The organism is Phocaeicola massiliensis B84634 = Timone 84634 = DSM 17679 = JCM 13223 (assembly GCF_000382445.1).
GTDB lineage: Bacteria > Bacteroidota > Bacteroidia > Bacteroidales > Bacteroidaceae > Phocaeicola > Phocaeicola massiliensis.
The window spans coordinates 2,882,481-2,907,753 of sequence record NZ_KB905472.1 but is presented as its reverse complement, the minus strand read 5'-3'; the positions used below and the strand labels follow the sequence as shown (position 1 = coordinate 2,907,753).

At 44.8% G+C, this 25,273-nt stretch carries 16 protein-coding genes; 7 read left to right on the top strand and 9 right to left on the bottom strand.

Annotation, left to right across the window (positions count from 1 at the left end; translation table 11 throughout):
* Positions 1 to 8: 8 nt before the first annotated feature.
* Positions 9 to 3,215: a SusC/RagA family TonB-linked outer membrane protein gene (locus tag HMPREF1534_RS07015; RefSeq protein ID WP_005941521.1), complete on the bottom strand. Its 3,207-nt coding sequence runs from the start codon at positions 3,213 to 3,215 to the stop codon at positions 9 to 11.
* Positions 3,216 to 3,793: 578 nt separating this feature from the next.
* On the opposite strand from HMPREF1534_RS07015, the gene HMPREF1534_RS07020 reads away from it, so the two are divergent.
* Positions 3,794 to 7,018 carry a SusC/RagA family TonB-linked outer membrane protein gene (locus tag HMPREF1534_RS07020; protein ID WP_005941519.1) on the top strand — a complete coding sequence of 1,075 codons (3,225 nt, stop codon included), beginning with the start codon at positions 3,794 to 3,796 and terminating at the stop codon, positions 7,016 to 7,018.
* Between the two features lie 15 nt (positions 7,019 to 7,033).
* Positions 7,034 to 9,046: a RagB/SusD family nutrient uptake outer membrane protein gene (locus HMPREF1534_RS07025; protein ID WP_005941516.1), complete on the top strand. Its 2,013-nt coding sequence runs from the start codon at positions 7,034 to 7,036 to the stop codon at positions 9,044 to 9,046.
* Between the two features lie 122 nt (positions 9,047 to 9,168).
* Here HMPREF1534_RS07025 and HMPREF1534_RS07030 read toward each other — a convergent pair whose 3' ends face one another.
* Together HMPREF1534_RS07030 and HMPREF1534_RS07035 are read right to left on the bottom strand one after the other, a co-directional pair.
* Positions 9,169 to 11,361, bottom strand: a complete 2,193-nt coding sequence (locus HMPREF1534_RS07030; RefSeq protein WP_005941513.1) for a GH92 family glycosyl hydrolase — start codon at positions 11,359 to 11,361, stop codon at positions 9,169 to 9,171.
* Between the two features lie 27 nt (positions 11,362 to 11,388).
* On the bottom strand, positions 11,389 to 13,065 hold the full coding sequence (locus HMPREF1534_RS07035; protein WP_372588043.1) for a PNGase F N-terminal domain-containing protein: 1,677 nt from the start codon (positions 13,063 to 13,065) through the stop codon (positions 11,389 to 11,391).
* Between the two features lie 562 nt (positions 13,066 to 13,627).
* Here HMPREF1534_RS07035 and proB point away from each other — a divergent pair.
* The 4 genes from proB (at position 13,628) to HMPREF1534_RS07055 (ending at position 18,372) form a co-directional block, all read left to right on the top strand.
* Positions 13,628 to 14,710, top strand: coding sequence for a glutamate 5-kinase (gene proB / locus HMPREF1534_RS07040; RefSeq protein WP_005941504.1), 1,083 nt, complete (start codon positions 13,628 to 13,630; stop codon positions 14,708 to 14,710).
* A 14-nt stretch (positions 14,711 to 14,724) separates the two neighbouring features.
* Positions 14,725 to 15,975 carry a glutamate-5-semialdehyde dehydrogenase gene (locus HMPREF1534_RS07045; RefSeq protein ID WP_005941501.1) on the top strand — a complete coding sequence of 417 codons (1,251 nt, stop codon included), beginning with the start codon at positions 14,725 to 14,727 and terminating at the stop codon, positions 15,973 to 15,975.
* Between the two features lie 42 nt (positions 15,976 to 16,017).
* On the top strand, positions 16,018 to 16,986 hold the full coding sequence (locus HMPREF1534_RS07050; protein ID WP_005941498.1) for a Rossmann-fold NAD(P)-binding domain-containing protein: 969 nt from the start codon (positions 16,018 to 16,020) through the stop codon (positions 16,984 to 16,986).
* 390 nt (positions 16,987 to 17,376) lie between these two features.
* Complete coding sequence (locus HMPREF1534_RS07055; RefSeq protein WP_005941495.1) at positions 17,377 to 18,372, top strand: IS110 family RNA-guided transposase; 996 nt, start codon at positions 17,377 to 17,379, stop codon at positions 18,370 to 18,372.
* Positions 18,373 to 18,565: 193 nt separating this feature from the next.
* Here the strand turns inward: HMPREF1534_RS07055 and HMPREF1534_RS07060 are convergent, their stop codons facing one another.
* Genes HMPREF1534_RS07060 through HMPREF1534_RS07085 form a run of 6 tightly spaced genes read right to left on the bottom strand, consistent with a single transcriptional unit; the run spans position 18,566 to position 23,575 of the window.
* The gene (locus HMPREF1534_RS07060; protein ID WP_005941491.1) at positions 18,566 to 18,964 is read right to left on the bottom strand and encodes a rhodanese-like domain-containing protein; all 399 of its coding nucleotides are present in this window, start codon (positions 18,962 to 18,964) and stop codon (positions 18,566 to 18,568) included.
* A 14-nt stretch (positions 18,965 to 18,978) separates the two neighbouring features.
* Positions 18,979 to 19,632 carry a NigD1/NigD2 family lipoprotein gene (locus HMPREF1534_RS07065; RefSeq protein WP_005941489.1) on the bottom strand — a complete coding sequence of 218 codons (654 nt, stop codon included), beginning with the start codon at positions 19,630 to 19,632 and terminating at the stop codon, positions 18,979 to 18,981.
* A gap of 60 nt (positions 19,633 to 19,692) precedes the next feature.
* The gene (locus HMPREF1534_RS07070; protein ID WP_005941487.1) at positions 19,693 to 20,850 is read right to left on the bottom strand and encodes a hypothetical protein; all 1,158 of its coding nucleotides are present in this window, start codon (positions 20,848 to 20,850) and stop codon (positions 19,693 to 19,695) included.
* Positions 20,851 to 20,867: 17 nt separating this feature from the next.
* Complete coding sequence (locus HMPREF1534_RS07075; RefSeq protein ID WP_005941485.1) at positions 20,868 to 21,842, bottom strand: D-alanine--D-alanine ligase; 975 nt, start codon at positions 21,840 to 21,842, stop codon at positions 20,868 to 20,870.
* On the bottom strand, positions 21,839 to 22,912 hold the full coding sequence (locus HMPREF1534_RS07080) for an RluA family pseudouridine synthase (protein WP_005941483.1): 1,074 nt from the start codon (positions 22,910 to 22,912) through the stop codon (positions 21,839 to 21,841). Before HMPREF1534_RS07080 ends, HMPREF1534_RS07075 begins: the two co-directional genes overlap by 4 nt.
* A 21-nt stretch (positions 22,913 to 22,933) precedes the next feature.
* Entirely contained in the window at positions 22,934 to 23,575 is a 642-nt protein-coding gene (locus HMPREF1534_RS07085; RefSeq protein ID WP_005941482.1) for a PASTA domain-containing protein, read from the bottom strand.
* A 230-nt stretch (positions 23,576 to 23,805) separates the two neighbouring features.
* Here HMPREF1534_RS07085 and HMPREF1534_RS07090 point away from each other — a divergent pair, with 230 nt between their 5' ends.
* On the top strand, positions 23,806 to 25,155 hold the full coding sequence (locus HMPREF1534_RS07090; RefSeq protein ID WP_005941480.1) for a threonine/serine exporter family protein: 1,350 nt from the start codon (positions 23,806 to 23,808) through the stop codon (positions 25,153 to 25,155).
* The last annotated feature ends 118 nt before the right edge of the window (positions 25,156 to 25,273 follow it).

Genomic DNA, 25,273 nt, shown 5'->3' with positions numbered 1-25,273 from the left:
TCCTGAATTTAGAATGTTACGTTGATACCAAATGAATAAGTACGGCAGAATGGGTATTTGGTCATACGATCTTCCATTTCACCATCTTTCTTTCTGTTACCTGTTGCATCCGGGTCTAGGTATTTGTACAAACCTGTAGCTTCCCATAAGTTTTGTCCGCTTGCAAAGATTCTCAATTGAGCGATACCGAATTTAGAGATCCAGGCTTGTGGCAGGTTGTAGCCGATAGTTACATCTTTCAGACGGATGTAAGAGGCATCCTGCAAATATTTAGTCTGAGTCTGACGGCTGCGAGTTGTGTTGGTCGGAGTTGGATAGTAAGCATTCGGATTTTCGGGTGTCCAATAGTCCAGATGAGTATCGTTCAATGTACTCCACCATTGTCCGTAGTATCCCCAGAAAATACCTGTGCTACCTGTGCCGAGCCATAAGTCGCGTTTCATTGTACCTTCGAACAGAGCGCGGATATCAAAGCCTTTCCATGATGCACCCAAGTTGATATTGAAACGATAACGCGGAGTATTGTTACCGATAATTTTCTTGTCACCGTGGTCACTTAATGTGTTCTTTCCGTAGTCAACAGCACCGTTTCCATCCAAGTCTGCGTAACGGATATCACCCGGTAACCAAGTAGTGGCAATTACTTTCTGACGAACTGCTTGTTGTTCTGCTTCTGCTTTATCCTGAATGAATCCGTCGGTTACGTAACCCCAGATTTCACCTAATTCCATACCTTCGTAGTAATCACCCAGATAACCGGTTGGGTTATCATATTTAGTAATCTTTGAGTAGCTGTCTGAAATACCGATACCAACATTATAATCCAATGGGCTGCCTCCTACGTTAGCAATTTGGTCTTTCCAACTCAAAGAAAGTTCCCAACCGTTTGTTCTCATGTTGGCAAGATTTTCCTTACCACCGGTAGACCCCATTGTTGCAGGATAGGTCTTTGATACGACCATATCATTGGTATAACGGATAAAGTAGTCGAATGAAGCAGTCAAGCGGTTATTCAACAGACCCAGGTCAATACCGAAGTTGGCGGTAGTTACTTTTTCCCAACTTACATTGTTATAAGCCAATGAAGCAGGAGTAATACCTGTTGCCAATTTACCGTTCAATAAATAGTTGAGCTGAGCAAAACCCATAGAACTTAAATAATCGAAGTTGCCTGTAGTAACCTGATTGCCTAATGAACCGACAGATGCACGAAGTTTGACGTTTTCGAATATATTACGTGCAGAATCAAAGAATTTTTCTTCAGATAATCTCCAACCAATAGAAGCTGACGGGAAGAATCCCCAGCGGTCGTCTTCGCCATATTTTGAAGAACCGTCATAACGACCGTTTACCTCCAATAAGTATTTGCCTTTATAGTCATAGTTCAAACGGAAAAAAGCACCCTGTACTGCCCAGATTGTTGCTTCTTCTTCCAGGTTTTGCTTGGTTCCGGCTAAGTCGATAACAGGGATGTCATTTACAAACAAACCGGTTGTCTTACCATACATATTGCTGGTTTCTTTGGATTCTTGGTTATAACCAACCATTGCAGTGAGAGAGTGGTCACCGAAAGATTTTTTATATTCAGCCCATAAGTTCAATGCTTCATAAGTATCGTCATACTTCTTCAGTGAAACACCGTTCGGGTCTCCTTTTGACATTGAAGTGCCATCGGGCTGCTTCTGGTAAATAGTCTTTTCGTGTGCACGAGTCGTTCTGAAGTAACGGTTACCGGTATAGTCACCTCTTACGGTAAGTCCTTTGAACGGAGTTAATTTGAAAGAACCTGTATACCAAATATCATCATAAACATTCTTTGTACGTCCGGCTTGTGCCAACATACCTGCAATGTTGAAGTTGAAGTTAGAACCTGCTACACCTGCAAAGTCTCCATCCGGCAAGTAAACGGGAATAAACGGCATGGAGCGATATACTTCATAATAGGGGTCTTCCGAAGTATAGAAGTTAGAGTTAGGTTCGTTAGCTTCGCTACGATTGTATTTTACGTTCAATCCGATTTCCAACCAATTAGTTAATTGAGTGTTGAAATTGAATGACATATTAATACGTTTGAAATGGTCTGTTCCATAAGCCAGCAAACCGTCTTGTCCTTTATAACCTACTGAACCATAGTAAGAGGTCTTTTCAGAACCGCCACGAACACTGGCGTTGTGCTGTTGCATGAAGGCTGCATCATTAAACAATACATCCAGCCAGTCTGTGTTACCGGCATAAGCCCATTCTCCATTGGCGGTGAATTTATTTCCCTGCGTGTTTTCCCAAGCAGTAGGAAGGCTGGGATCTTTCATGCGTTCTTCTACGGCAGCAATAAGTTCGTCACTCCAATACTGAGTACCGCTGGTATTGTTGGACTCTACATTCATGGCGCGCAACCATTGGTCTGCCGGTAATCCCTTGGCCATGCGTGAAGGTGCCGACCATGAGAAGTTATTGTTATAGTTGAAAGTAACTTTCTCTCCCTTTTTACCTTTTTTAGTTGTAATCAATACAACGCCGAATGCTGCACGTGCACCATATACGGCTGCAGAAGAAGCATCTTTCAACACTGAGATACTTTCAATATCCTGCGGGTTAAGCAGAGAAATATCATTGGTTTCTACACCATCTACTAAGATTAATGCAGAACCACCGTTCAATGATGTAAGACCGCGGACGTTGATACTTGTGCTTGAGTTAGGGTTACCATTGGCAAACGAAATGTTCAAGTTGGGAATTGCACCTTGCAAACCTTGAGCCAAGTTAGCGATAGGGCGGTCCTCCAAAACATCGCTTTCTGCCATTGCTACTGCACCGGTCAGATTTACTTTCTTCTGTGTACCGTAACCTACTACCACTACTTCTTCCAAAGTCTGAGTATCATCTTTTAAGATGATGTTCAGAGGAGTACCGTTCCATTTCACTTCCTGAGTAATATAACCCACGAAAGAGATTTGCAGAATATCTCCCTTCTTCACATTAGACAAAGAGAAGTCACCATCAATTCCGGTGATTGTTCCGTTAGTAGTACCTTTTACTACTACTGAAGCTCCAATGACGGTCTCACCGGTTGCATCCTTTACGATACCGGTACAAGCTCCGTCTTGCTGTGCAATTTTCACATCGGTTATGCCGGGATTGCTAACCGCATACGCTGCTCCGGTAGAGGCTCCCATTAGGAACAGCATCATACTGACTGATTTTAGTCGTTTTAACATAGCTGTGATTTTTAAGTGTTTATTGAAACTTATTAATAACCAACATTATCAAGTTCTTTCAGAACTATGCTTCATCATAAATGTTTGTATATAAGCAAGATAAGAAATCATGTAAAAAGCCGTAAGTAGGCGTTCAAGGAGAGTAAACAATGAATTTATATATATAATTCTACTTCTTTTCTACCTACTTTATTAACTTGCCCCCATTGTGAAATAGATAAATAAAATTTGGCAATTATATTTTGTATCCGAAAATCATTGTTGATATCAAAAATGTTCTACTGCGTTTCTACTTATGAGTCTATAAGTTTTCCTCATAGAACCATATTTTTAAGATTTAGAGAGGTTTTAATTCAGAAATAAACATTAATTTAACTTCTGTAGCATAAGACTTTGGAATGCACCTTTGTTAAAAAACGGTCTGTTGAGCAAAATATTTTTTATTCGAAACCCACATTCTTTAAAATTATTATATATTTGCATCGTTAATCTAAATTATATTGAAAAGCATAGTTCTGAAAGAACTTTATGGTAAAAGCATTTAATTGATTTTCAATAAACACTTAAAAATCACAGCTATGTTAAAACGACTAAAATCAGTCAGTATGATGCTGTTCCTAATGGGAGCCTCTACCGGAGCAGCGTATGCGGTTAGCAATCCCGGCATAACCGATGTGAAAATTGCACAGCAAGACGGAGCTTGTACCGGTATCGTAAAAGATGCAACCGGTGAGACCGTCATTGGAGCTTCAGTAGTAGTAAAAGGTACTACTAACGGAACAATCACCGGAATTGATGGTGACTTCTCTTTATCTAATGTGAAGAAGGGGGACGTTATTGTTATTTCATTTGTAGGTTATATCAGTCAAGAAATCGTTTGGGATGGAAAACCTGTCAATGTCACTTTGAAAGATGATACTCAAACACTGGACGAAGTAGTGGTTGTGGGTTATGGTACACAGAAGAAAGTGAATGTAACCGGTGCCGTGGGAATGGTGGATTCCAAGGTTATTGCTGCCCGTCCGGTGCAAAACGTGTCGCAAGCATTGCAGGGTGTTATTCCTGGTTTGAACTTGACAGTAGGTAACTCGGGTGGTTCGCTGGACGGCGAAATGAACATCAATATCCGTGGTACAGGTACTATCGGTGATGGTTCCGGATCTTCTCCGCTGGTGTTGATTGATGGTATTGAGGGAAATTTGAATACTGTAAACCCTAATGACATTGAATCTGTATCAGTATTGAAAGATGCTGCATCGGCTTCTATTTATGGTGCCAGAGCTTCGTTCGGTGTTATCTTGGTAACAACGAAAAGCGGTAAAAGTGGTAAAACCAATGTCAATTACTCTGGAAACGTGCGTTTCAATGATGCTATTGGAATCCCTGAACTGATGGATTCTTATACTTTTGCACAATATTTCAACCGTGCTTCATCCAACCGTGGTGGTGGAGATATTTTCAGTCCGGCAGTGATGGAACGTATCAAAGCTTATCAAGAAGGTACATTGACAGCTACTACCGTAGACAATGGTTCAGGTATTTGGCAGAAATGGGCCAACGCCAACGGTAATACCGACTGGTTCGGTGAGTTTTATGACAATTGGGTTCCTTCGCAGGAGCATAACTTGAGCATTAGCGGGGGTACGGAAAAACTTCAGTATGTATTGAGCGGCAGCTTCTTGGACCAGAAAGGTTTATTGCGCCACGGTACTGATAAATTTCAACGCTATACGCTGAACAGCAAAATCACAGCAAATATCACTGATTGGTTGAAAGTGACCTTAAACAGCAAATGGACTCGTGAAGATTTTCAACGACCGACTTACTTGACTAGCAGCTTCTTCCATAACTTGGCACGTAAATGGCCGGTACATCCCGCTTATGACCCCAATGGATTCCCTATGGACGAAGGTGAAATAGAACAAATGGAAAACGGTGGTGAGCAGAATAGTCAGAAAGACTATTATACCAACCAGTTGCATGTAGTTATCGAGCCTATTAAGAATTGGCGCATCAACTTGGAAGGAAGTGTGCGTACCACTACTCAGTATCAGCATTGGGAAGTATTGCCTGTACATGCTTATGATGTTAATGGAGACCCGTATTACACAGTATGGGATATGGGATACGGTTCTTATTCAGCCGGTTCTTCACGTGTAGATGAGTATTCGTGGAAAGAAAATTATTATACCACTAATATTTATTCTGACTACTTTAAGCAATTTGACAATGGACATTACTTTAAGGTAATGGCAGGTTTCAATGCCGAGCTTTACAAGAACCGCAGTATTGAAGCTATAAAGAATAATTTGATTAGTCCCGATGTACCTACTATTGATACGGCAACGGATGATCCGCAAGCTTACGGTGGTTATAATCATACTTCTGTAGCCGGTTTCTTTGCTCGTATCAACTGGAGTTACAAAGACCGTTATATGTTTGAAGCCAACGGACGTTATGATGGTTCATCACGTTTTGTAGGTGACGAACGTTGGGGATTCTTCCCATCATTCTCAGCTGGTTGGAACATTGCCAATGAAGAGTTCTTCCAAAAGTTTGGAGAAAAGACAAAGATCAACACATTGAAGTTGAGAGCATCATGGGGACAGTTGGGAAATACGAATACTAATGATGCTTGGTATCCTTTCTATCAGACTATGCCTACGGGTAGCAACTACGGATGGTTGGTTAACGGAGTACGCCCTAATTACTCTTACAATCCGGGTATGGTCAGCCTGTTGAAAACATGGGAAACTATTGAAACATGGGATATTGGTTTGGACTGGGGAGCATTCAATAACCGCTTGACAGGTTCGTTTGATTATTTCGTTCGTCATACAAAAGACATGATTGGCCCGGCCCCGGAATTATCATCTGCACTAGGTACTACCGTTCCTAAAATCAACAACTGTGATATGAAATCTTACGGTTTTGAACTTGAAATCGGATGGAGAGATCAAATAGGTGGTGTGAAATACGGTATCAAAGCTCTTTTGTCAGATGACCAGCAGAAGATTACCCGTTACCCTAATGAAAGTATGAATGTCAGCCAATACTACAAAGGCAGAATGTTGGGAGATATTTGGGGATTGACCACTATTGGCATTGCTCAAAGTCAGGAAGAAATGGATGCACATTTGGCAAAGGTAGACCAATCTACACTGGGAAGTAACTGGGGTGCAGGTGATATTATGTATGCTGACCTTGATGGAAACGGAAAAATAGATAACGGAAGCAATAAACTGGGAGATACAGGTGACTATCGCATTATCGGTAATAATACTCCGCGCTATAAATTCGGTTTGACACTGGATGCGGCATGGAAAGGTTGGGATTTCCGCGTGTTCTTCCAAGGTGTAGCCAAACGCGATTTGTGGTTGGACGGATGTTATTTCTGGGGAGCCAATGCACAAGGAAACGAATGGCAGTCTACCGGTTTTGTTGAACATTGGGACTTCTGGCGTCCTGAAGGAGACCCCTTGGGAGCTAATTTGGATGCTTACTATCCGAAAGTAAATTTTGATGGTGGACGTAACGCACAAGTGCAGACCCGTTATATACAAAATGGTGCTTATATACGTATGAAAAACATCCAGTTGGGATATTCTCTGCCGGAAGCATGGATTAAGAATGCCGGTATGTCATCGGTACGTTTTTATGTATCTGCCGACAATTTGCTGACCTTTACCAGTCTGTCGGATATCTTCGATCCTGAAGCTACAGGAAGTTTGGCCGGAACAGGTCCCGGAAAACTCTATCCGTTGCAAAAAGTTATTTCATTGGGTGTAAATGTCAACTTCTAAAAAAGATTAAGAACTATGAAACTTAAAAATATATTATTTCAGGCTTGTGCCTTGGCAGGAGGAACAATAATTCTTTCTTCTTGCAATGATTTCTTGGACAGGGAGCCTCTGTCATCGGTAACACCGGAAGTTTATTTTAGTACAACTGACCATTTTGAAGCTTATTCTATTGCCAAATATAACAACTGGTTTTCAAGCCATGCCGGATATGGTATGGGAATAGGTAATGGTGACGGAGGAACGGATAATGCTGTATCCGGGGGCTATAATTCAACATTGTATGAAAAAGGAGCATGGAAAGTTCCTCAATCAGGTGGGGGATGGTCTTTCAATGATATCCGTTATTGTAATTATTTCTTTGAAAACGCAGTTCCTAAATACGAAGCCGGCCAGGTTTCGGGTAGTGCTGCCGACATAGAACATTACATTGGCGAAATGCATTTCATGCGTGCATGGATATACTTTAGTTATTTACGTAAGTTCGGTGATTATCCTATCATTACCGAGGTACTTCCTGATGATAAGGCAGTGCTGATGGAAAAATCGGTACGTCAACCCCGTAACTTGGTAGCCCGCTTTATTTTGGAAGACTTGGATAAAGCTATCAGTATGTTGAAAGGTTGGGGATTTGCTTCCAACAACCGTATTAATAAGGAGACTGCTTTGCTGGTAAAGTCACGTGTCGCTCTTTACGAAGCAACGTTTGAAAAATACCATAAAGGTACAGGCCGTGTACCGGGTGATGCAAATTGGCCGGGAAAGAAAGTGCATCCTAATTTCACTTTGGATGTAGACAAAGAAGTAGATTTCTTCCTGACTCAGGCTTTGGAAGCAGCTGAACAAGTTGCCGACAAAGTCACCTTGACTCAAAACACAGGAGTAGCTGATCCGGAAACTATCAGCACTACTTCAGGATGGAATCCTTATTTTGAGATGTTCGCTTCACTTGACCTGAGCAAAAACTCGGAAGTATTGCTTTGGAGATCGTATGCTAAAACCGGAAGTTACTCCATTACTCACGGAGCACCTGCATGGGTGCAGTCAGGAAGCAACAACGGTTTGCTGAAAACTTATGTGGAAAGCTTCCTTATGAAAGATGGTATGCCTTGGTATGCAGCTACAACTTCAGCTCCATACATGGGTGATAAGACATTGGATGATGTAAAAACCAACCGTGACGACCGCTTGCAATTGTTTGTGTTCAGTGAAAGCAATTTCTTGCCTGTTCATTCACAGCAAACAGCAGGTACAGTTCAATATTTCATGCCGCACCCAGTATCAAACCGTCAGGAAATGCAAGACCGCACCGGCTATCGTCTTCGTAAATATGCCAGCTTCGACCTTACACAGAATGTATGGGGTAAAGCTGAATCAACTACAGGTTGTATCATCTTCCGTGGTGTAGAGGCTTATCTGAACTATATGGAAGCTTATTATTTGAAAAACGGAAGAATAGATGGTAAAGCTGCCAACTATTGGAGAGCTGTCCGTGAACGTGCAGGTGTGGATCCTGATTTCAACAAGACCATTGCTGCAACAGATATGAACAAGGAAACAGACTGGGCTAAAAAATCGGGTGATGAAACAGTAGATGCTACTCTGTTGAACATCCGACGTGAACGTCGTTGTGAATTTATCGGTGAAGATATGCGTTATAATGACCTGATACGTTGGCGTGCTATGGATGACATGTTGTCGAAGAAGTTCATTCCGGAAGGATGTAATTTCTGGGACGAGCTCTATAAAGTAGCTAACAAAGACGAAAACGGTGCTGAAATAGAATACAGATATACCGGTTCTGAAGGTTCTAATATTTCTGATCCTTCTTTCAAATACTTGCGTCCTTACTCTGTCATGAAAGACAACAACCCTGTATATGACGGATATACTTGGGCCAAGGCAAACTATTTATCACCGTTGCCTATCCGTGAAATAGAACTGTTGTCGCCGGATGAAAATGTAGAAACTTCTGTTCTCTATCAAAATCCGTATTGGCCGACAACGATCAACGGTACTGCTATAGAATAAACGAAAGATAGTAATATGACCGATTAGGTGGAGTAATTCCACTGTTGATTCTTAAAGAAAAGAGAGTAATCCGTGATGGACTACTCTCTTTTTTTGTCTTCTTGGAGAGGTTTGTAATACCATTATTTCATCTTATACACCAATGTTCCTCCCTTCAATATATCTTCGTGTGAGATATAGTTCTTGGTATAAGGCTCACCGTTCAGCGTAATGCTGTCAATGTATTTATGTTCTTTGGAGATGCCGTCTGCAATGACGGTAAATGTCTTTCCGTCTGCCAGATGAAGCACAATCTTCGGCATTTGCGGAGCGCCGAACACATAGTTTCCGCTTACCGGGTCCACCGGATAGAATCCCATGGCAGAGAACATATACCACGCAGACATTTGTCCGCAATCGTCATTACCGCAAAGGCCGTCGGGCTCGGGGTGATACTGGGTATCAAATATTTCACGAACCAACTCCTGCGTACGTTCGGGACGTCCTGCCAACGCATACAGATAAGTAATGTGGTGGCTTGGCTCGTTGCCATGGGCATATTGTCCGATGAGGCCGGTGACATCTGCCTGAGTCGTTTCCAGTTTGAGTGTGAACAGCGAATCAAGCTTGTTCAAGAAAGGTTCCTCGCCGCCAAAGAGACTGATGAGTCCCGGAACATCATGCTGCACATGCCAAGTATATTGCCAGGCATTTCCTTCGGTATAGTCACCACCGGTACTTTCGGCGTGTGCCACCTGACTGGGGTTGAACGGAGTCTTCCAAGTTCCGTTCGAATTACGCGGACGCATAAACTGGGTTTCCGTATCAAACAGATTCTTGTAGAAATCCGCACGTTTGGAGAAGTAAGCCGCATCTTCTGTCTTGCCCATACGTTTAGCCATGTCTGCGGCTGCATAATCGTCGTATACCGATTCGAGGGAAGAAGAAACAGATTCGGTCTTAATCAAATCAGTGGGGAAGTAACCGTATTTCATGTACGTTTCCCAATCGGATTTCTGTTTGTGCGATACGGTCTGGGTTTGCTTGATGGCGTTGAAAGCGCGTTCGGCATCAAATCCGCGGAACCCTTTGCGGTAAGCTTCGGCTATGACGGATACACCGTGGTTGCCTACCATGGTATAGGTTTCCTTGCCCCACAATCCCCAGATGGGCAGGAAGCCTTGCACTTCGCTCTGCTCTACCAGTGAGTTGACAAAGCCGTCTACCTTTTCGGGAACCATCAGCGTGTAGAACGGATGTGCGGCACGGTAGGTGTCCCACAAGGAGAAAGTGGAATAGAATGTTCCCGTTCCTGCCTTAACCACAGAGTCGGCGGCGTTGCGATACAGGCCGTCTACGTCCGAAATCTGATTGGGCTGAATCAATGCATGATAGAAACAGGTGTAGAAGTTGGTTTTCTCGTCTTCTGTTCCGGTCACGTCGATGCGGCTCAGGTAGCTGTTCCAATCGTCATGTGCCGTTTTTTTCACTCCTTCAAAGTCCCATGCGGGCACTTCGGCTTCCATATTCTTCCTGGCGCCTTCTATGCCGGTAGTGGAGAGAGCGACTTTCATCAGCAGTTCTTCGCCGGGCTGCATGTCAAAAGAGGCAATGATGCGTTTGCCTTTTTCGGTCTCACCCATAGGCAGGTAGAGGGAGTCGGTGACGGGTCGGTTGAACTTCATGACGAAGAAATAATCCTGATTGACCCAAACACTGTTGCGCACATGCCCGGTCAGGGTTTGAGCGTCTTCCCAGTTCACCTCGCATTCCTTCACCTGAGAGTGATATTGGTTTTCGTTCCATGTCGGTCCGTGTTGCAAGTCGATGAGGACGGAAGCAGAGTCGGCATTGTGATAGGTGTAGCGATGCAAGGCTGCGTGGGGAGTGGCGGTGAGTTCCGCTTTCACGTTCGGCTCGGTCAGCTCTACCGTGTAATATCCCGGTGTGGCGGCTTCCAGCTTCTTGGAGAAACGGCTGCGGTAGGCATCCCAGGCACGGGTGCGTGTTCCGGTGACAGGCATGACGAGCACGTCACCCAAGTCCATACATCCGGTTCCGTTGAGATGTGTCTGAGTGAATCCCCAGATGATGGAGTCACTGTTGACATACTCGGAGCAATATCTCCAGCCCACTGCGCCGGTGACAGGGCTGGTTTGAATCATGCCGAAAGGTCGGCAGGCACCGGGGAAGGTATGCCCGTTGTCGGCAGCTCCGATAAAGGTGTTCACGTACTTTGTGTAGTCTGTTTCCGCCGGTTCGTTTTCAGTGGGATTGCAACTGAACAATGTCCCGGTCAGGGCTAATGTACATAGAAAATAGAAACTTTTCTTCATTGGTATTTTAATTTAATAATGAACGGATTAATAAAGCAGTGTACCCGATATGCACCAGTAACTGTTGCTTCCTCCTTCGGGAGCTCCTTGCGGTATCCGGACGGAGAGGGTGTGTTCTCCTGCTTCCAAATCGCCCAGATAGATATATTCGGGCGTAGTCACTGTGCCGGGACACCAATTGGAACGGCTCAAGTCCGAAGAGCTCAGGCCGTTTGAGAAGTTGCCCGAGCAGGGATTGGAGTTACGGTACGTTCCGCAGTCATCGCGCCAGGGGATGAACGAGATTACTTTCTTGCCATCCAGATAAACGGTGTTGGGCTTTTGATTGAATTCATCTCCGTTCCCCCAACCGCCGTGTCCGGTGGTGAGATAGAACAGGCGTGCGTTTTTTGCCGGTTCTTTCAGGGTGAATCTCACGCGCAGGGAGTCATTCAGGAAGAAGACGGGGTAGGCTTGTCCGGCCTGTTCCAGATAATTCACGGTGTTGAACAAGGGCATGGCTTTGTTTACGCGGCGTTCGTCATCGGGGTAATACTTCAGTTTCAGGGAGAGGCGATGCCCTTTGGCATCCCAGTTGCCTATGTAGGCTCCTATCCAGACTTCGCCTTGCAGTTGCGAGGCGAGGGGAGTGACCTCCGATTTGTAAATGACCGAGTCTACCCAGTGTTGTCCTTTCACTTTGTTGTGGTTGAACTTACGTACGCCGAATCCGGTAAAGAAACGCATCAGTTCCACGGGAGCCTCATAGTCATCTGTAGAGATGAGTGCCGGATAGTTGCCGTCTTTGGCCTGGAAGGACGGTACGCTTTTCAGGTTCCGTATGGCATCCAGGAAAGACTGTTTCTTGTCGGTCGGGATAACGAAGACGGAACCGGTGCGGTCGTATGCGTCGCCGTCCGAGTATTGGGCAACTTCCACAAAGATGCTGCGGTTCTTTGCTGATTCCGGCAGTTTCACTTTTTTCAGGATAAGGGTTCCGCCTCCTGCGCTGTAAGTTATTCCGTCTTCCAGCGTATCGGGCAGTTTGGCGTTGTTGAAACAAATGGTCTGTTGGTCGAATACAGGAATGGTGATGACACCGCTTTGGTTGATGGTATACTGGTAATCGGCGGCATCCATCTTTTCGCCCCATGAGTCCGGCAACAGTGCCTGCGCTTTCTTGAGAGGGGTAATGGCGGAGGCTTCCTGTATCATATCTCCGTTGCGCACCACCTTCAGCACCAGTCCGTCGGGCACGCCGACATTGGCTTGCGGTGTTCCTCTGAAAGGAATGTCATGGGTGTACCACACTTCGATGGTGTTCGAGTTGATGGAAGTGCGTGCTATCTTGCAGTTCAGTCCCAGATGCTTGCCTTCGCCGGCAGGAGTGAACCCTTTACCGAATTCGAAAGGGGTTGCGGCGGAAATAATCTTTCCGTCAGGCAGCTCCGCCCATTTATAAGCTTCGCGACCGGCATAGTCGATATAATTCTTGATGACGGGCTGTTTGTCTTCGCGAATGCCCTCGGTCGCAGTCTCTTTCTCCCCTTTGGGAGAGACGCTTTCCAGTGCCACTTGGTTGCCCGATACGGTCATCTTTATCTGTCCGGGGCGGATTTTACCTTTATAGCTGGATTGATAAATGACTTCAATTCCTTTGGCATTCTTTACTTTCTTTTGAAGGTTCTGTGCGGCGGCTGCCGAAACGGTCAGCAGACAGAGCATCAGTAACCATGCGTTTCTTATTCCGGTTCTTCTCATGTTTAATGCTAATAGTTAGTAATTAGAATGATTGTACGATAGGCAAAGTTAATCATAAATCCGTAAAAGATTGCATCTTAGCCTCTGTCTTGAGCAATAATTTATAGATTTGACCATTTATTAGTATCCTTAAGCCGTTTCCTGCGTATGGCTAAGGTTTTCTGGGCGGCAGATTATTACGTCCTATTGCAATGGAACGTACGTCCTGCCGTAATGGAACGTACGTCCTGCTGCTGTGGGACGTATGTCCTGCTGCCGTGGGACGTAATAATCCACCGTATAAAAAGTCTTAGCCTAAGGAAAGAAAATGCTTAGTCCGACCGGTGGAGTGACTTCCTGTCAAAGGAAACAGCTTTAGTCATAAGTTATATCTGTTGGTTGGATATTATCATTATATATTTTCATTTTGCAAATGATGAGAGTAAAAATAAAGGCATACAAATGCCTTACCGGTTAATTTTTAGCTTATTTCACCTTACAGATTGATTTAAATACCTATATTTGTGTTTCTAAACTAACAAGAGAAATGGCATATCAGTTTACAAGAATAGCGGTAAAGATTGGAAGTAATGTACTGGCGCGCAAGGACGGCACGCCGGACGTGACACGGATGTCGGCGCTCGTAGACCAGATAGCGGAACTGCACAAGGCAGGAGTGGAGGTTATTTTAATCTCGTCGGGGGCAGTCGCTTCGGGACGGAGTGAAATCAAACCGTCCAAGAAGTTGGACAGTGTTGACCAGCGGCAGCTTTTTTCTGCTGTGGGACAGGCGAAACTGATAAACCGTTATTATGAACTCTTCCGTGAGTATGGCATTACCGTGGGGCAGGTGCTCACCACAAAGGAGAGTTTTGCCACACGTCGTCATTATCTCAACCAGCGCAACTGCATGATGGTGATGCTGGAAAACGGAGTCATTCCGATTGTAAACGAAAATGATACCATTTCGGTGACGGAACTGATGTTTACCGACAATGATGAGCTTTCGGGCATGATTGCTTCCATGATGGACATGCAGGCGTTGATTATCCTGAGCAATATCGACGGTGTTTATGACGGCTCGCCTTCTGCTCCCGGTGCCCGGGTCATCAGAGAGGTGGAGCAGGGGAAAGACCTGTCCGACTATATCCGGGCGGAGAAATCGGGTTTCGGCAGGGGAGGCATGCTGACCAAGACGACCATTGCCCGCAAAGTGGCGGATGAGGGTATTACCGTCATCATAGCCAACGGGAAGAAGGACAATATATTGGTGGACTTGCTGCAGCACCCCGAAGAAACGGTGTGTACGCGTTTTGTTCCGGCAACGGATGGCGTATCGAGTGTAAAGAAATGGATAGCCCACAGTGAAGGTTTTGCAAAAGGCGAATTGCATTTGAACGAACCGGCGGTGAAAGTGTTGAAAGGAAACAAGGCAGTGAGCTTGCTGCCGGTAGGCATCGTTGCTATAGAAGGTGAATTTGAGAAAGATGATATCGTGAAAATCATAGACCATCGGGGAAAGCAAATAGGAGTGGGACGTGTGGGCTTCGACTCGGAGGAGGCGCGCCTGCTGATGGGGCAACACGGTCAAAAACCGGTGGTGCATTATGATTATCTGTATTTGGACTAATCAATTTGACTGCAATGGGAAAACTGACAGATACTTTTCAGCAGGTGCGGGAAGCCGGCAAGAGTCTGGCTTTTTGTGGGGAGGAAAAGATAAATGAAGTATTGCGTGCCGTGGCGGATGCCACGGAATCGCAAGCCGGACAGATATTGTCGGAGAATGCCAAGGACTTGGCAAGGATGGATGAGTCTGACCCGAAGTATGACAGGCTGAAGCTGACGACGGAACGTATCCACGGCATTGCTGAAGGCATTCGCAGTGTGACGCGGCTTCCGTCTCCTGTAGGAAGGGTATTGAGCGAAACGCTCCGTCCCAACGGCATGAAGTTGACGAAGGTCAGTGTGCCTTTCGGCGTTATCGGTATTGTATACGAAGCACGACCCAACGTCACGCTGGATGTCTTCTCGCTCTGTTTCAAGTCGGGAAATGCTTGCCTGCTGAAAGGGGGGAGTGATGCCGACTGTTCCAACCGGGCTATCGTGTCGGTCATTCATTCGGTATTGATACAGCAGGGGCTGAATCCCAATCTGGTTGTCCTGCTTCCGCCCGACCGTGAGTCTGCTGCCGAGTTGCTGAATGCAAGGGGGTATGTGGACTTGCTGATTCCCCGCGGGGGAAAAGGACTGATTGATTTTGTCCGTCGGAATGCCACTGTCCCGGTGATAGAAACGGGAGCCGGTGTGTGTCATGCTTACTTTGACAGAAGCGGTGATGTGACAAAGGGAGCTGCTATTATCAGGAATGCGAAAACCCGTCGTGTCAGTGTGTGCAATGCGTTGGACTGTGTGCTGGTGCACAGGGAGCGAGTGGCCGATCTTCCGGTGTTGTGCGGCGGCTTGTCATGCTCTCATGTGACTATATATGCCGACCCCGAAGCTTTCTCGGCTTTGCAGGAAAGTTATCCGGCGGAGCTTCTCCGGCATTCCACCGACGAGAGCTACGGTACCGAATTCCTGGACTATAAAATGGCAGTCAAGGTGCTTTCCGGTCCTGAAGAAGCGGTGGCTCATATTGCCCGGTACGGTTCCGGTCATAGTGAATGCATCGTGACCGAGGACAGCCGCTCTGCCGACTATTTCATGAAAGCAGTGGATGCGGCGTGTGTTTATGTCAATGTCCCTACTTCCTTTACAGACGGCGGTGAGTTCGGACTGGGTGCGGAGATAGGCATCAGTACCCAGAAACTTCATGCTCGCGGACCGATGGGGCTGGAGGAACTGAATACTTATAAATGGATAGTCCGTGGAGAAGGACAGACAAGAGATTAATCGGTGAGATAGAATTTATACATATTATATATAAAACGAATTATGAGATACTTTACAAATGTACACGATTTGGGTGATTTGAAAACAGCTTTGGCTGAGGCGTTTGAAATCAAGAAAGACCGCTATAAGTATGAGAATCTGGGAAAGCATAAGACTTGCTTGTTGATTTTCTTCAACAACAGCCTGCGTACCCGCCTGAGCACTCAGAAGGCAGCGCGCAATCTGGGTATGGACGTGATTGTGCTCGATGTGAACCAAGGCGCATGGAAGTTGGAAACAGAGCGCGGTGTCATTATGGATGGCGACAAGAGCGAACACTTGCTGGAAGCTATTCCGGTGATGGCCTCTTATTGCGATATCATCGGTGTGCGCTCTTTTGCTCATTTTGAAAGCCGTGAAGATGATTATACAGAAAAGATTCTGAATCAGTTCATCAAGTATTCGGGTAAGCCGGTATTCTCTATGGAAGCGGCTACGGGCCATCCGTTGCAGGCTTTTGCCGACTTGATTACTATTGAGGAATATAAGAAGAAAGAACGCCCCAAAGTGGTGTTGACCTGGGCGCCGCATCCGCGTGCACTTCCACAGGCTGTTCCCAATTCGTTTGCCGACTGGATGAATGAGGCAGATGTGGATTTTGTCATTACCCATCCCGAAGGTTATGAACTCGACCCGAAGTTTGTCCGTGGTGCGAAGGTGGAATATAACCAGATGAAGGCTTTTGAAGGAGCGGATTTCATTTATGCCAAGAACTGGGCTTGTCCGGGTGTGACCCGGCCGGAGGACTATGGCAAGGTGTTGAGCAAGGATATGAGTTGGACGGTAGATGCGGCTCACATGGCAGTGACCGACAATGCTTTCTTCATGCACTGTCTGCCTGTCCGTAGAAATATGATTGTGACGGATGATGTGATTGAGGCGCCTACTTCCTTGGTGATTCCCGAAGCTGCCAATCGTGAGATTTCTGCAACTGTGGTGCTGAAACGCTTGTTGCAAGGTTTGGAGGCATAACCGTCGAGCCAAGTGAAACAGTCGGGGGTATGTCAAAACTAAAGTGACCTGTCACTTTGTCAACTGTAGGGGCAGGGTTTACCTGCCCAAATACACAAAGCGAACTGTCTTCGGACGAGCAGATCTCGCCCCTACGAGCAAAAGCACAGCATTGTCCGGGTTTTGACACATTTACATTTGCAGTATTAAATATCACAACAAAATATAAGTGTATATTTGAAAAGTAGAGTTGCAGTGAACTAACTTTGACACTAGTCTTAAATGACTATAGGCTGAATCAGACTGCAACTCTCTTAATAGGAGAACCTAGCCAGTTAGAATTGTAGGCTCACGACCTAATAAATGTATTAGCTGTTTCTCCTTCATGTTTAATACTGTAAATACAAAGTTATGAATTATTCTCATTTTGTAGGTCTTGATGTAGGAAAAAAAACTTTCGATGCATCATTAATGTCCGCAGACGAAAAAGAGTTGTCTCACAAGTCTTTTGATAACACTCCAACTGGGATCCAATCTTTATTGGATTGGATAGCTGGTTATCATCTCTCTTTATCCAAACTCTTGTTCTGTGCTGAAAACATGGGAAGTTATGTCACAGAGTTATCTGTTTCCAGTGTCTCCATGGGATTTTCCCTGGCTTTGGTTTGCCCGTTGACCATCAAGAAGTCCATAGGCTTGCAACGAGGCAAAAATGACCGCATTGACGCCAAAAGAATAGCGAACTATGCGGTATTACACTATCGAAAACTGGAGTTATACAAATTGCCTGACAAAGACTTGGTGAGACTGCGGGGATGGATTATTATACGTGACAATTTGGTCAAGCAAAAAGTATCAAGCATAAAGTTATTGGAAACATTCTCCTGGATGGCTAAGTTGGCTGATGTGACAGAATCCATTTCTTTTTTGGAAGAGCAGCTCAAGTCGATAAAAGAAAGAATCCTGGAGGTGGAAGAGGATATGGAGCAACTAATAGCCGCCAGTACATCGCTTTACACAAACTACTTGCTATTAAGAAGTATAAAAGGAATAGGAATTATCAATGCCATTGTATTACTGTGTGTTACTGACAATTTTCAAAGATTTGACAACCCGAGGAAATTTGCCTGCTATTGTGGGGTCGCCCCATTTGAACATACTTCAGGTATTTCCATACGGGGAAAAACGCAGACTTCTTCATTGGCTAACAAAGAAGTAAAAGTATACCTTACCCGGGCAGCTATTACTGCCATCTCTTGGGATCCGCAGATGAAAGCATACTATAAAAGGAAAATAGCAGAGGGGAAACATAAAGCATCTGTAATCAATGCTGTAAGAGCCAAAATCATAGCAAGGTCTTTTGCTGTGATACGAAGGCAGACTCCATTTGTAACATTAGCCGTATAATAAAAAGGTCCTTAACTTCGAAAATATCTTAGGTTTAGGAAGTAGCTATACACTTCTGAAGAGTAGGTATGTCTATATACAAACTTACCCAAGGATACGTTAATGTTCGTAAACTTGGGTAAGATTTTATAGATATTGTTTGGAGAGGACTTAGAATTCAACCCCATGCTTCCCTCATTATTGAAGTCGGTTATCACTTCTCAATCTCCATGCCTTCGTCTATCCAGTTCAGGATACCTTTATCCAAGTTGTAGACTTTGAATCCCTTCTTAACCAAGAGCTTTGCTGCATTGCGGCTTCTTCTTCCGCTTTTGCAATATACGGCTACCGGTTGGTCTTTCTGCAACAGTTCATCAACGGCTGCGGCAAAGTTCTCGTCCATAACATTGATGTTCAGGCTGCCCGGAATATGTCCTTCCGAATATTCGGCAACAGTGCGTACATCTACCAATTGGATTTTATTGTCTTTTATCAATTGTTCGAAATGGGCTGTTGATAAGCTTTTGAACTTCTCTTGTTCTTTTCCTGTGCAGGCCCATAATCCGAGCGCAAAGGCACAGATAAAGAAAACAAAATAAATAGTTTTAATCATATTGCTTTTTGTTGTTAATAAGTAAATGAACGGCTGGTCATACCTTCTTTGTATGTATTCAGCGTGAAGATAATTTTGTCTCCCTTTTGCAACACATCGGCATAGGTCCGGAGGGGAACTGAAAGGTAAACTTTACGGTTAAAACCTTCCACATCGTCATGGCGGTTGTGGTAGAGAGTAAGGTTCAGTGTCTTTGTGCCATCTTCATTATGGGTAATTCCGTTGTCGATGAAATGAAATTCGTGTGTCCGGTCTTTTACCATTGCCAGTGCTATCAGGTTCAGATAGTCACCACTTCGCCAGATGCTTTGTATGGCAACCGGGTCTGTATGTATTTCCTTGAATGTATCTTTCGCTTTTGGAATAGGAGAGATGGCTATCTGTGTGTTATACAGGATGGCTTCCAATGATGACGGCTGGGAAGTATTGACAGGGGCATACATGGTAACAGTACGGTAAACGCTGTCGGGGGTCAAACCGTCCAGGCCGGCGCGGGGCTGTATGCTCCATATCACCCCCTCGTCGCTTTTCAGATAAGTTGCCGTCCCTGTGTTGTCCGTTACCAGGTCTATCATTTCTGTCAAGACATTGGGATAGACATAATCGTCATCACTGCAAGCGATGAATAGTAAAGGAGCAAAAAGACATAAAAGAATATATTTCTTCATGGTAAATTATCTGTTTATCGTTAACTGTACTGTTACCTTTGTTTGATTATCGTTCGGATTTCAGCTTTTTGCCGCTTCCAGATAGTTGATTAACGGATTGGCATACATCGTCAATATTTTGTTTCGCAGGAAAGGAATATCCTTGTTGGGCAAATCAATCTTGGCAATCTGTCCTTCCAGATACTTTTCAAACTTAACTTTTTCTTCTTCGGTATATTCTTCGGCAAAACGGGTATCTCCCATTAAGAGGTCGCACGCCACATAATTACCGGCATACAGATGATAGTTTTGGTGAATATGCTTGTCTATCAGTTCAGAGATGGCGGTGAATACTTCTGTTTTGGATAAGTTGCGCTCTTTTATCTCATCCAGCTCTTTGTTCAGGCAGGCTGAAGTTTGGAAATGGATGCGGCCCTTATAACCGTAAAGTCCGGTCTGCATATTGATAAGGTCGTCTTCGGGAGATTTCCGGAAGTTGGCGTCGTCCCGTTTCTGTTGCAGCTCTTTTGCCTTCAGAAAGTCACAGGGGTCGTATTCGTAAGAGATGGAAAGCGGAACGAGATTGAGTTCTTTCAGTCGTGCGATGGCGTCTCCTTCTCCTGCCATTGCCATCATTTTAAGCACGCTGTCCTGGGTGCGGTCGTTAGAGTCTTTTGCGCGTCCCTGGCGTTGGGCAATCCACAGGTTTTCATGCTTATGGGTGATGGCAAAGTGCATATAGCGCGACATCAGCGCAGATGCTTCCAGTTTTTGACGCATGCTGAGACCGCGTTGCACGATGAATGATTTATTGATACGTACCAGTTTTTTTATCCAGGGATAAATCAGCAGATTGTCACCGATGGCAATTTCCACGGTATTCATCTTTTGGTCTATCAAGAGAATGCACAGAAAAGCGGAGTCGAGGATAATATCACGGTGATTGGAAATGAAGGTATAATTCATTGTTTTGTCCGTCAGGGCAGAACAGTCGAATGTAAGCCCATTGGCGCATTTCTTTACCAAATCCCATAATAGTCCGTAGAAAAATGCTTTTTGGAACTCCAGGTTTGTCCGGCATAGACGCATCTTCTCGGCAAGGGCCTCAAAGGGGATGCCCGGCATAACAGACTCTACCACTGCCCGGAAACTCGGGTCGGCGATTAACTCTTCATAGATTTTCGGCAACTCCTCGGGAGTGTAAGGACGAATCTTGTCAAATTCAGCTGGTATGTTCATGGCTCTTTTTATTTAAGTTAAAACTTATTTTCAATAATATCGGTCATTACATCTTTGATGTCCAGTCCGGCAGCACGCACTTGCTGCGGGATAAAGCTGGTAGCTGTCATGCCCGGAGTAGTGTTGATTTCCAATAGGTTGACTTTATCTCCTTCGGTAATGATATAATCGATGCGGATAATGCCCGAACATCCTAGTATATCATAGATGGCGGAAGTGAGCAGACGCACACGCTCTGCCGTATCTTCGGGAAGGCGGGCAGGGGTGATTTCCTGTACCTGTCCGTTGTATTTGGCATCGTAGTCAAAGAATTCATTGTCGGTTACTACTTCGGTAATGGGGAATACCACTTCTTTATCTTTTGTTTTATAGCATCCGCAAGTTACTTCCGTACCTTTCATATAGGCTTCGATCATCACTTCATCGCTTTCATGGAAGGCTTTTTCGATGGCAGGCTGAATTTCTTCTTCTGTTTTGACTTTTGTTACGCCAAAGCTGGAACCGCCGGCATTCGGTTTGATAAAACAAGGCAGACCGATTTTGCTGATTACTTCTTGGTCGGTGATTTCAAACCCTTTGCGGAGAATCAGAGATTCGGATACTCGGATTCCGAAACCTTTCAAATATTGGTTGCAAGTGAACTTATTGAATGTTATGGCCGAAACCAGTACATTACAACTGGAGTAAGGAATCCCCAGCAAGTCAAAGTAACCTTGCAGGATACCGTTCTCACCCGGAGTGCCGTGAATGGTGATATAAGCGAAATCGAAAAGCTTCTTTTCGCCATTCTCCATGAATCCGAAGTCGTTACGGTCGATGGGAGTTTTAGTGCCGTCGGGCAATATGACTTCCCAACGGTGCCCTTCCATCTCTACTATATATAGGTTATAACGCTCTTTGTCAATGAAAGAGTAAATCCCTTGTGCGCTGCGCAGGGAAACGGGGAGTTCGCTGGAATCTCCGCCGGCTACTATCGCAATGGTACGTTTCATAGTTCTTCTCTGTTACTGATATAGTTTCTCCACTTGTCTATCAGGTTTGTCATATCCTCGGGCAACGGAGAGGTGAAAAACATCTCTTCGCCTGTGCGGGGATGGACAAAGCCCAGCGTCATGGCGTGAAGTGCCTGACGGGGGCAGGTCTCGAAACAGTTGTTTACGAATTGTTTGTATTTACTGAAATGTGTTCCTTTTAGAATTTCGTTTCCACCGTAGCGTTCATCATTGAACAAGGTGTGCCCGATGTGTTTCATGTGCACGCGTATCTGGTGGGTGCGTCCGGTTTCGAGCACGCATTCCACCAAAGTGACATATCCCAACCGTTCCAGAACCCGGTAATGGGTGACGGCGTGCTTTCCTTGTGTGGGGTCGCTTAACACTGCCATCTGCATGCGGTCTTTCGGATTCCGACCGATATTCCCTTCAACAGTGCCTTCGTCATTTTCCACAATTCCCCACACCAGCGCATTATATTTACGTTTGGTGGTCTTATTATAGAATTGAAGTCCGAGGTGTGTTTTGGCATCGGGAGTCTTGGCCACTACAAGTAAGCCTGAAGTGTCTTTGTCTATGCGATGGACGAGTCCCACTTGCGGGTCGTTCGGGTCGTATTTGGGATTGTCTTTCAAATGCCAGGCAATGGCATTGACCAGTGTTCCGTGATAATTGCCGCAACCCGGATGTACGACCAGTCCGGCAGGTTTATTAATCACCATCAGGTCTTCGTCTTCATAAACAATGTCCAATGGAATGTCTTCGGGGATAATATCATTGTCGTAACGCGGACGGTCCATCATGACAGTCAGCACATCACATGGCTTTACCTTATAACTGCTTTTTACCGGCTTGCCGTTTGCCATGACGAAACCGGCATCGGCTGCTTTCTGGATTCGGTTGCGCGAAGAGTTGACCAGTCGTTCAAACAAGTATTTATCTATTCGTACTTGCGACTGACCTTTATCCACTACCACCCGGAAATGTTCATATAGCTCCGATGGGTCTTCCACCACTCGCTCTATATCATCCAGTGTATCATCTATTTCATCCGCATATTCTTCTGTCATCATCACTTTTTGGGAAAATAGTTAGAACCAAGATTTGTCTACTACGGGAGTGTCATCGTCACCGATAGCTGTAGAGTCTGTCAAAGTCGAGTCATTGGTTAACTCATCATTGCCATTACCCACATGTAGGGTCAATAAAGCTTCGTGTGGAACTTTATCGCCGGCATTCAGGGTACGGCCTTTATAAGTGACACTGTATACCCAGTCTTTTTCACCGCTGATGTATTCCGGTTCGGTGACTCTGAAGCCTAATGCACGCAGTTTGGCTTCGGCTTGGCGCAGTGAACTGTTGTCCATGATATCGGGAACACTCACTTTGGGTGCACTGTCCATATTGATGGTGAGATAGACCGTTCTTCCTTTTTTTACTTTTGAACCTCCGGCGGGATTCTGTTCCAATATGGCACCGGGCGGCATCCCCTTGACATAACTGGAGTCGATGGCGACCGCTTTGAGACTTTGTTTATAGATTTCATTCTCGGCCTGACGCATAGGCAATCCTTTTACATTGGGAACGACCACTGCTTCACCATGACGGGTGTAGTTGTCAAGCCATTGCAGTGTTCCTAAAGCTATTGCTATCACAACAATAATCATGGCCACCAGGTTGAGCCAAAAGAAGCGGTTGTTCTTGAACGAAAAGAATTCTTTAAATGTTACCATAACTAGTTAGATTATTCCGCGTCAAAGATACGACAAATTCAGATTTGTTCCTATATTTATAGTCGAATATCATCTGTTAACAGCCGAATATCTTTTCTTCTTTCTTCGAAGGTTGTATTTACATTGAAGCGTTTTTTGCGTTTTGCATAATTATAACGGATATTTTTGTACCTTTGCGCCCCGAAAAAATAACCTATTCCAAATTCAGGATTAACATTTAAGATAAAAAGATGACAAACGAGACAACAAATGAGCAGGAGGTCTTATTATTACGTCGCAAATTGGACCTTTTGTTGCGTACAGGAAAAATGCTCATGGAGAGCGCTGCGGACACTAACCGCATTGAACGGAACATGAAGCGTGTTGCTGCCTATCTCGGCATTCCCGAGGAGAAGTTACACATTGATATCCGGTGGACTATGTTGATGGTCAATGTGAGTGATGAGAAGCATTCTTTTTCCAAGTTTCAAAAATGTGAAAAGCATGGCATTAACATGGAGGCTATTTCCAAAATCAGTAAATTGTCATGGCGAGCCATCGAACAGGATTATTCGTTGGATAAGTATGAAGAAGAACTGGAAAAGATTGCTCATCAGAAACGTAATTATACTCCTTACGTTGTTGCCATCTGTACCGGGTTTGCCTGTGGCGGATTCTGTAAACTGTTTGGCGGGGACTGGATTGCTTTCTTGATAACTGCGTTATGTACTTTTGTCGGTTTCCGTACCCGTGCCCGTTGTATAGAGTTCGGTATAAATGTGTATATGAGTATTGCTATTTCGGCATTTGTCTGCACGTGTTTGGCGTATGCCTTTTCGTTTACGGGATGGTCTGTAACGCCTTATCATCCTTTGTTGGCATGTACGCTGTATATTGTTCCGGGAGTTCCGCTAATCAACTTTGTGGATGATATGATTGACAATCATTTGCTGGTAGGTATCACCCGTGCCGCCAATACGGTCATGATGGTTGGTGGAATGGCATTCGGTATTGCTTTTGCGATGAGGCTTTTGGTGATGAGTGATGTAACGATTGACCAGAAATTCAGTGAATTGAGCATGGTACCGCATGACGGATATTGGGTGTATGCTATTGCTGCGGCTATTGCTGCGATGGGTTTTGCCACTATCTTTAATATTCAGCGCCGTCTTTTGTGGGTAGTGGCTATAGGCGGAATAATTGCCGTGTGTACCCGTAATTTTGTTAACTTTGAATTGGGATACGGTCCGGTTATCGGTTCGTTTATGGGAAGCTTTGTGGTCAGTTTGTTGGCTGTGAAGGCAGTACACTGGTTTCACGTGCCGAATCATGTGTTGACAATTCCTTCGGTCATTCCGATGGTTCCGGGAGTGTTGATGTATCGTTCCCTGCTGGCATTTATTAATATGCACGGTGTGATAGGCGAGGTGACAAATGCTTTTTCAAATGGTATTAATTCCGCACTTATTATTTTGTGTATATCATTGGGTGTTGCTGTACCTAATATTTTTGCACGCCGTTATATTGCCAAGGACCGTCAGAAATTTCTTCAAAAAGAGCTGGAAGAACGTAAAGCCCGAGGCAAATTTATTGAGTGGTAGTCTGTTAATGGATTTATAAGGTACTCCGCATGGTAGTTAAGTTTGGGAAACTTGCTCTGTGCGGAGTTCTTTTTAATACTAAAAAAACAATTATTATTCCCGATAGTGATTGATAATC

Coding starts and splice junctions, on each gene's coding strand:
- HMPREF1534_RS07015 (WP_005941521.1), bottom strand. CDS start 3,215: ATGTTAAAACGACTAAAATCAGTCAGTATGATGCTGTTCCTAATGGGA.
- HMPREF1534_RS07020 (WP_005941519.1), top strand. CDS start 3,794: ATGTTAAAACGACTAAAATCAGTCAGTATGATGCTGTTCCTAATGGGA.
- HMPREF1534_RS07025 (WP_005941516.1), top strand. CDS start 7,034: ATGAAACTTAAAAATATATTATTTCAGGCTTGTGCCTTGGCAGGAGGA.
- HMPREF1534_RS07030 (WP_005941513.1), bottom strand. CDS start 11,361: ATGAAGAAAAGTTTCTATTTTCTATGTACATTAGCCCTGACCGGGACA.
- HMPREF1534_RS07035 (WP_372588043.1), bottom strand. CDS start 13,065: ATGCTCTGTCTGCTGACCGTTTCGGCAGCCGCCGCACAGAACCTTCAA.
- proB (WP_005941504.1), top strand. CDS start 13,628: ATGGCATATCAGTTTACAAGAATAGCGGTAAAGATTGGAAGTAATGTA.
- HMPREF1534_RS07045 (WP_005941501.1), top strand. CDS start 14,725: ATGGGAAAACTGACAGATACTTTTCAGCAGGTGCGGGAAGCCGGCAAG.
- HMPREF1534_RS07050 (WP_005941498.1), top strand. CDS start 16,018: ATGAGATACTTTACAAATGTACACGATTTGGGTGATTTGAAAACAGCT.
- HMPREF1534_RS07055 (WP_005941495.1), top strand. CDS start 17,377: ATGAATTATTCTCATTTTGTAGGTCTTGATGTAGGAAAAAAAACTTTC.
- HMPREF1534_RS07060 (WP_005941491.1), bottom strand. CDS start 18,964: ATGATTAAAACTATTTATTTTGTTTTCTTTATCTGTGCCTTTGCGCTC.
- HMPREF1534_RS07065 (WP_005941489.1), bottom strand. CDS start 19,632: ATGAAGAAATATATTCTTTTATGTCTTTTTGCTCCTTTACTATTCATC.
- HMPREF1534_RS07070 (WP_005941487.1), bottom strand. CDS start 20,850: ATGAACATACCAGCTGAATTTGACAAGATTCGTCCTTACACTCCCGAG.
- HMPREF1534_RS07075 (WP_005941485.1), bottom strand. CDS start 21,842: ATGAAACGTACCATTGCGATAGTAGCCGGCGGAGATTCCAGCGAACTC.
- HMPREF1534_RS07080 (WP_005941483.1), bottom strand. CDS start 22,912: ATGACAGAAGAATATGCGGATGAAATAGATGATACACTGGATGATATA.
- HMPREF1534_RS07085 (WP_005941482.1), bottom strand. CDS start 23,575: ATGGTAACATTTAAAGAATTCTTTTCGTTCAAGAACAACCGCTTCTTT.
- HMPREF1534_RS07090 (WP_005941480.1), top strand. CDS start 23,806: ATGACAAACGAGACAACAAATGAGCAGGAGGTCTTATTATTACGTCGC.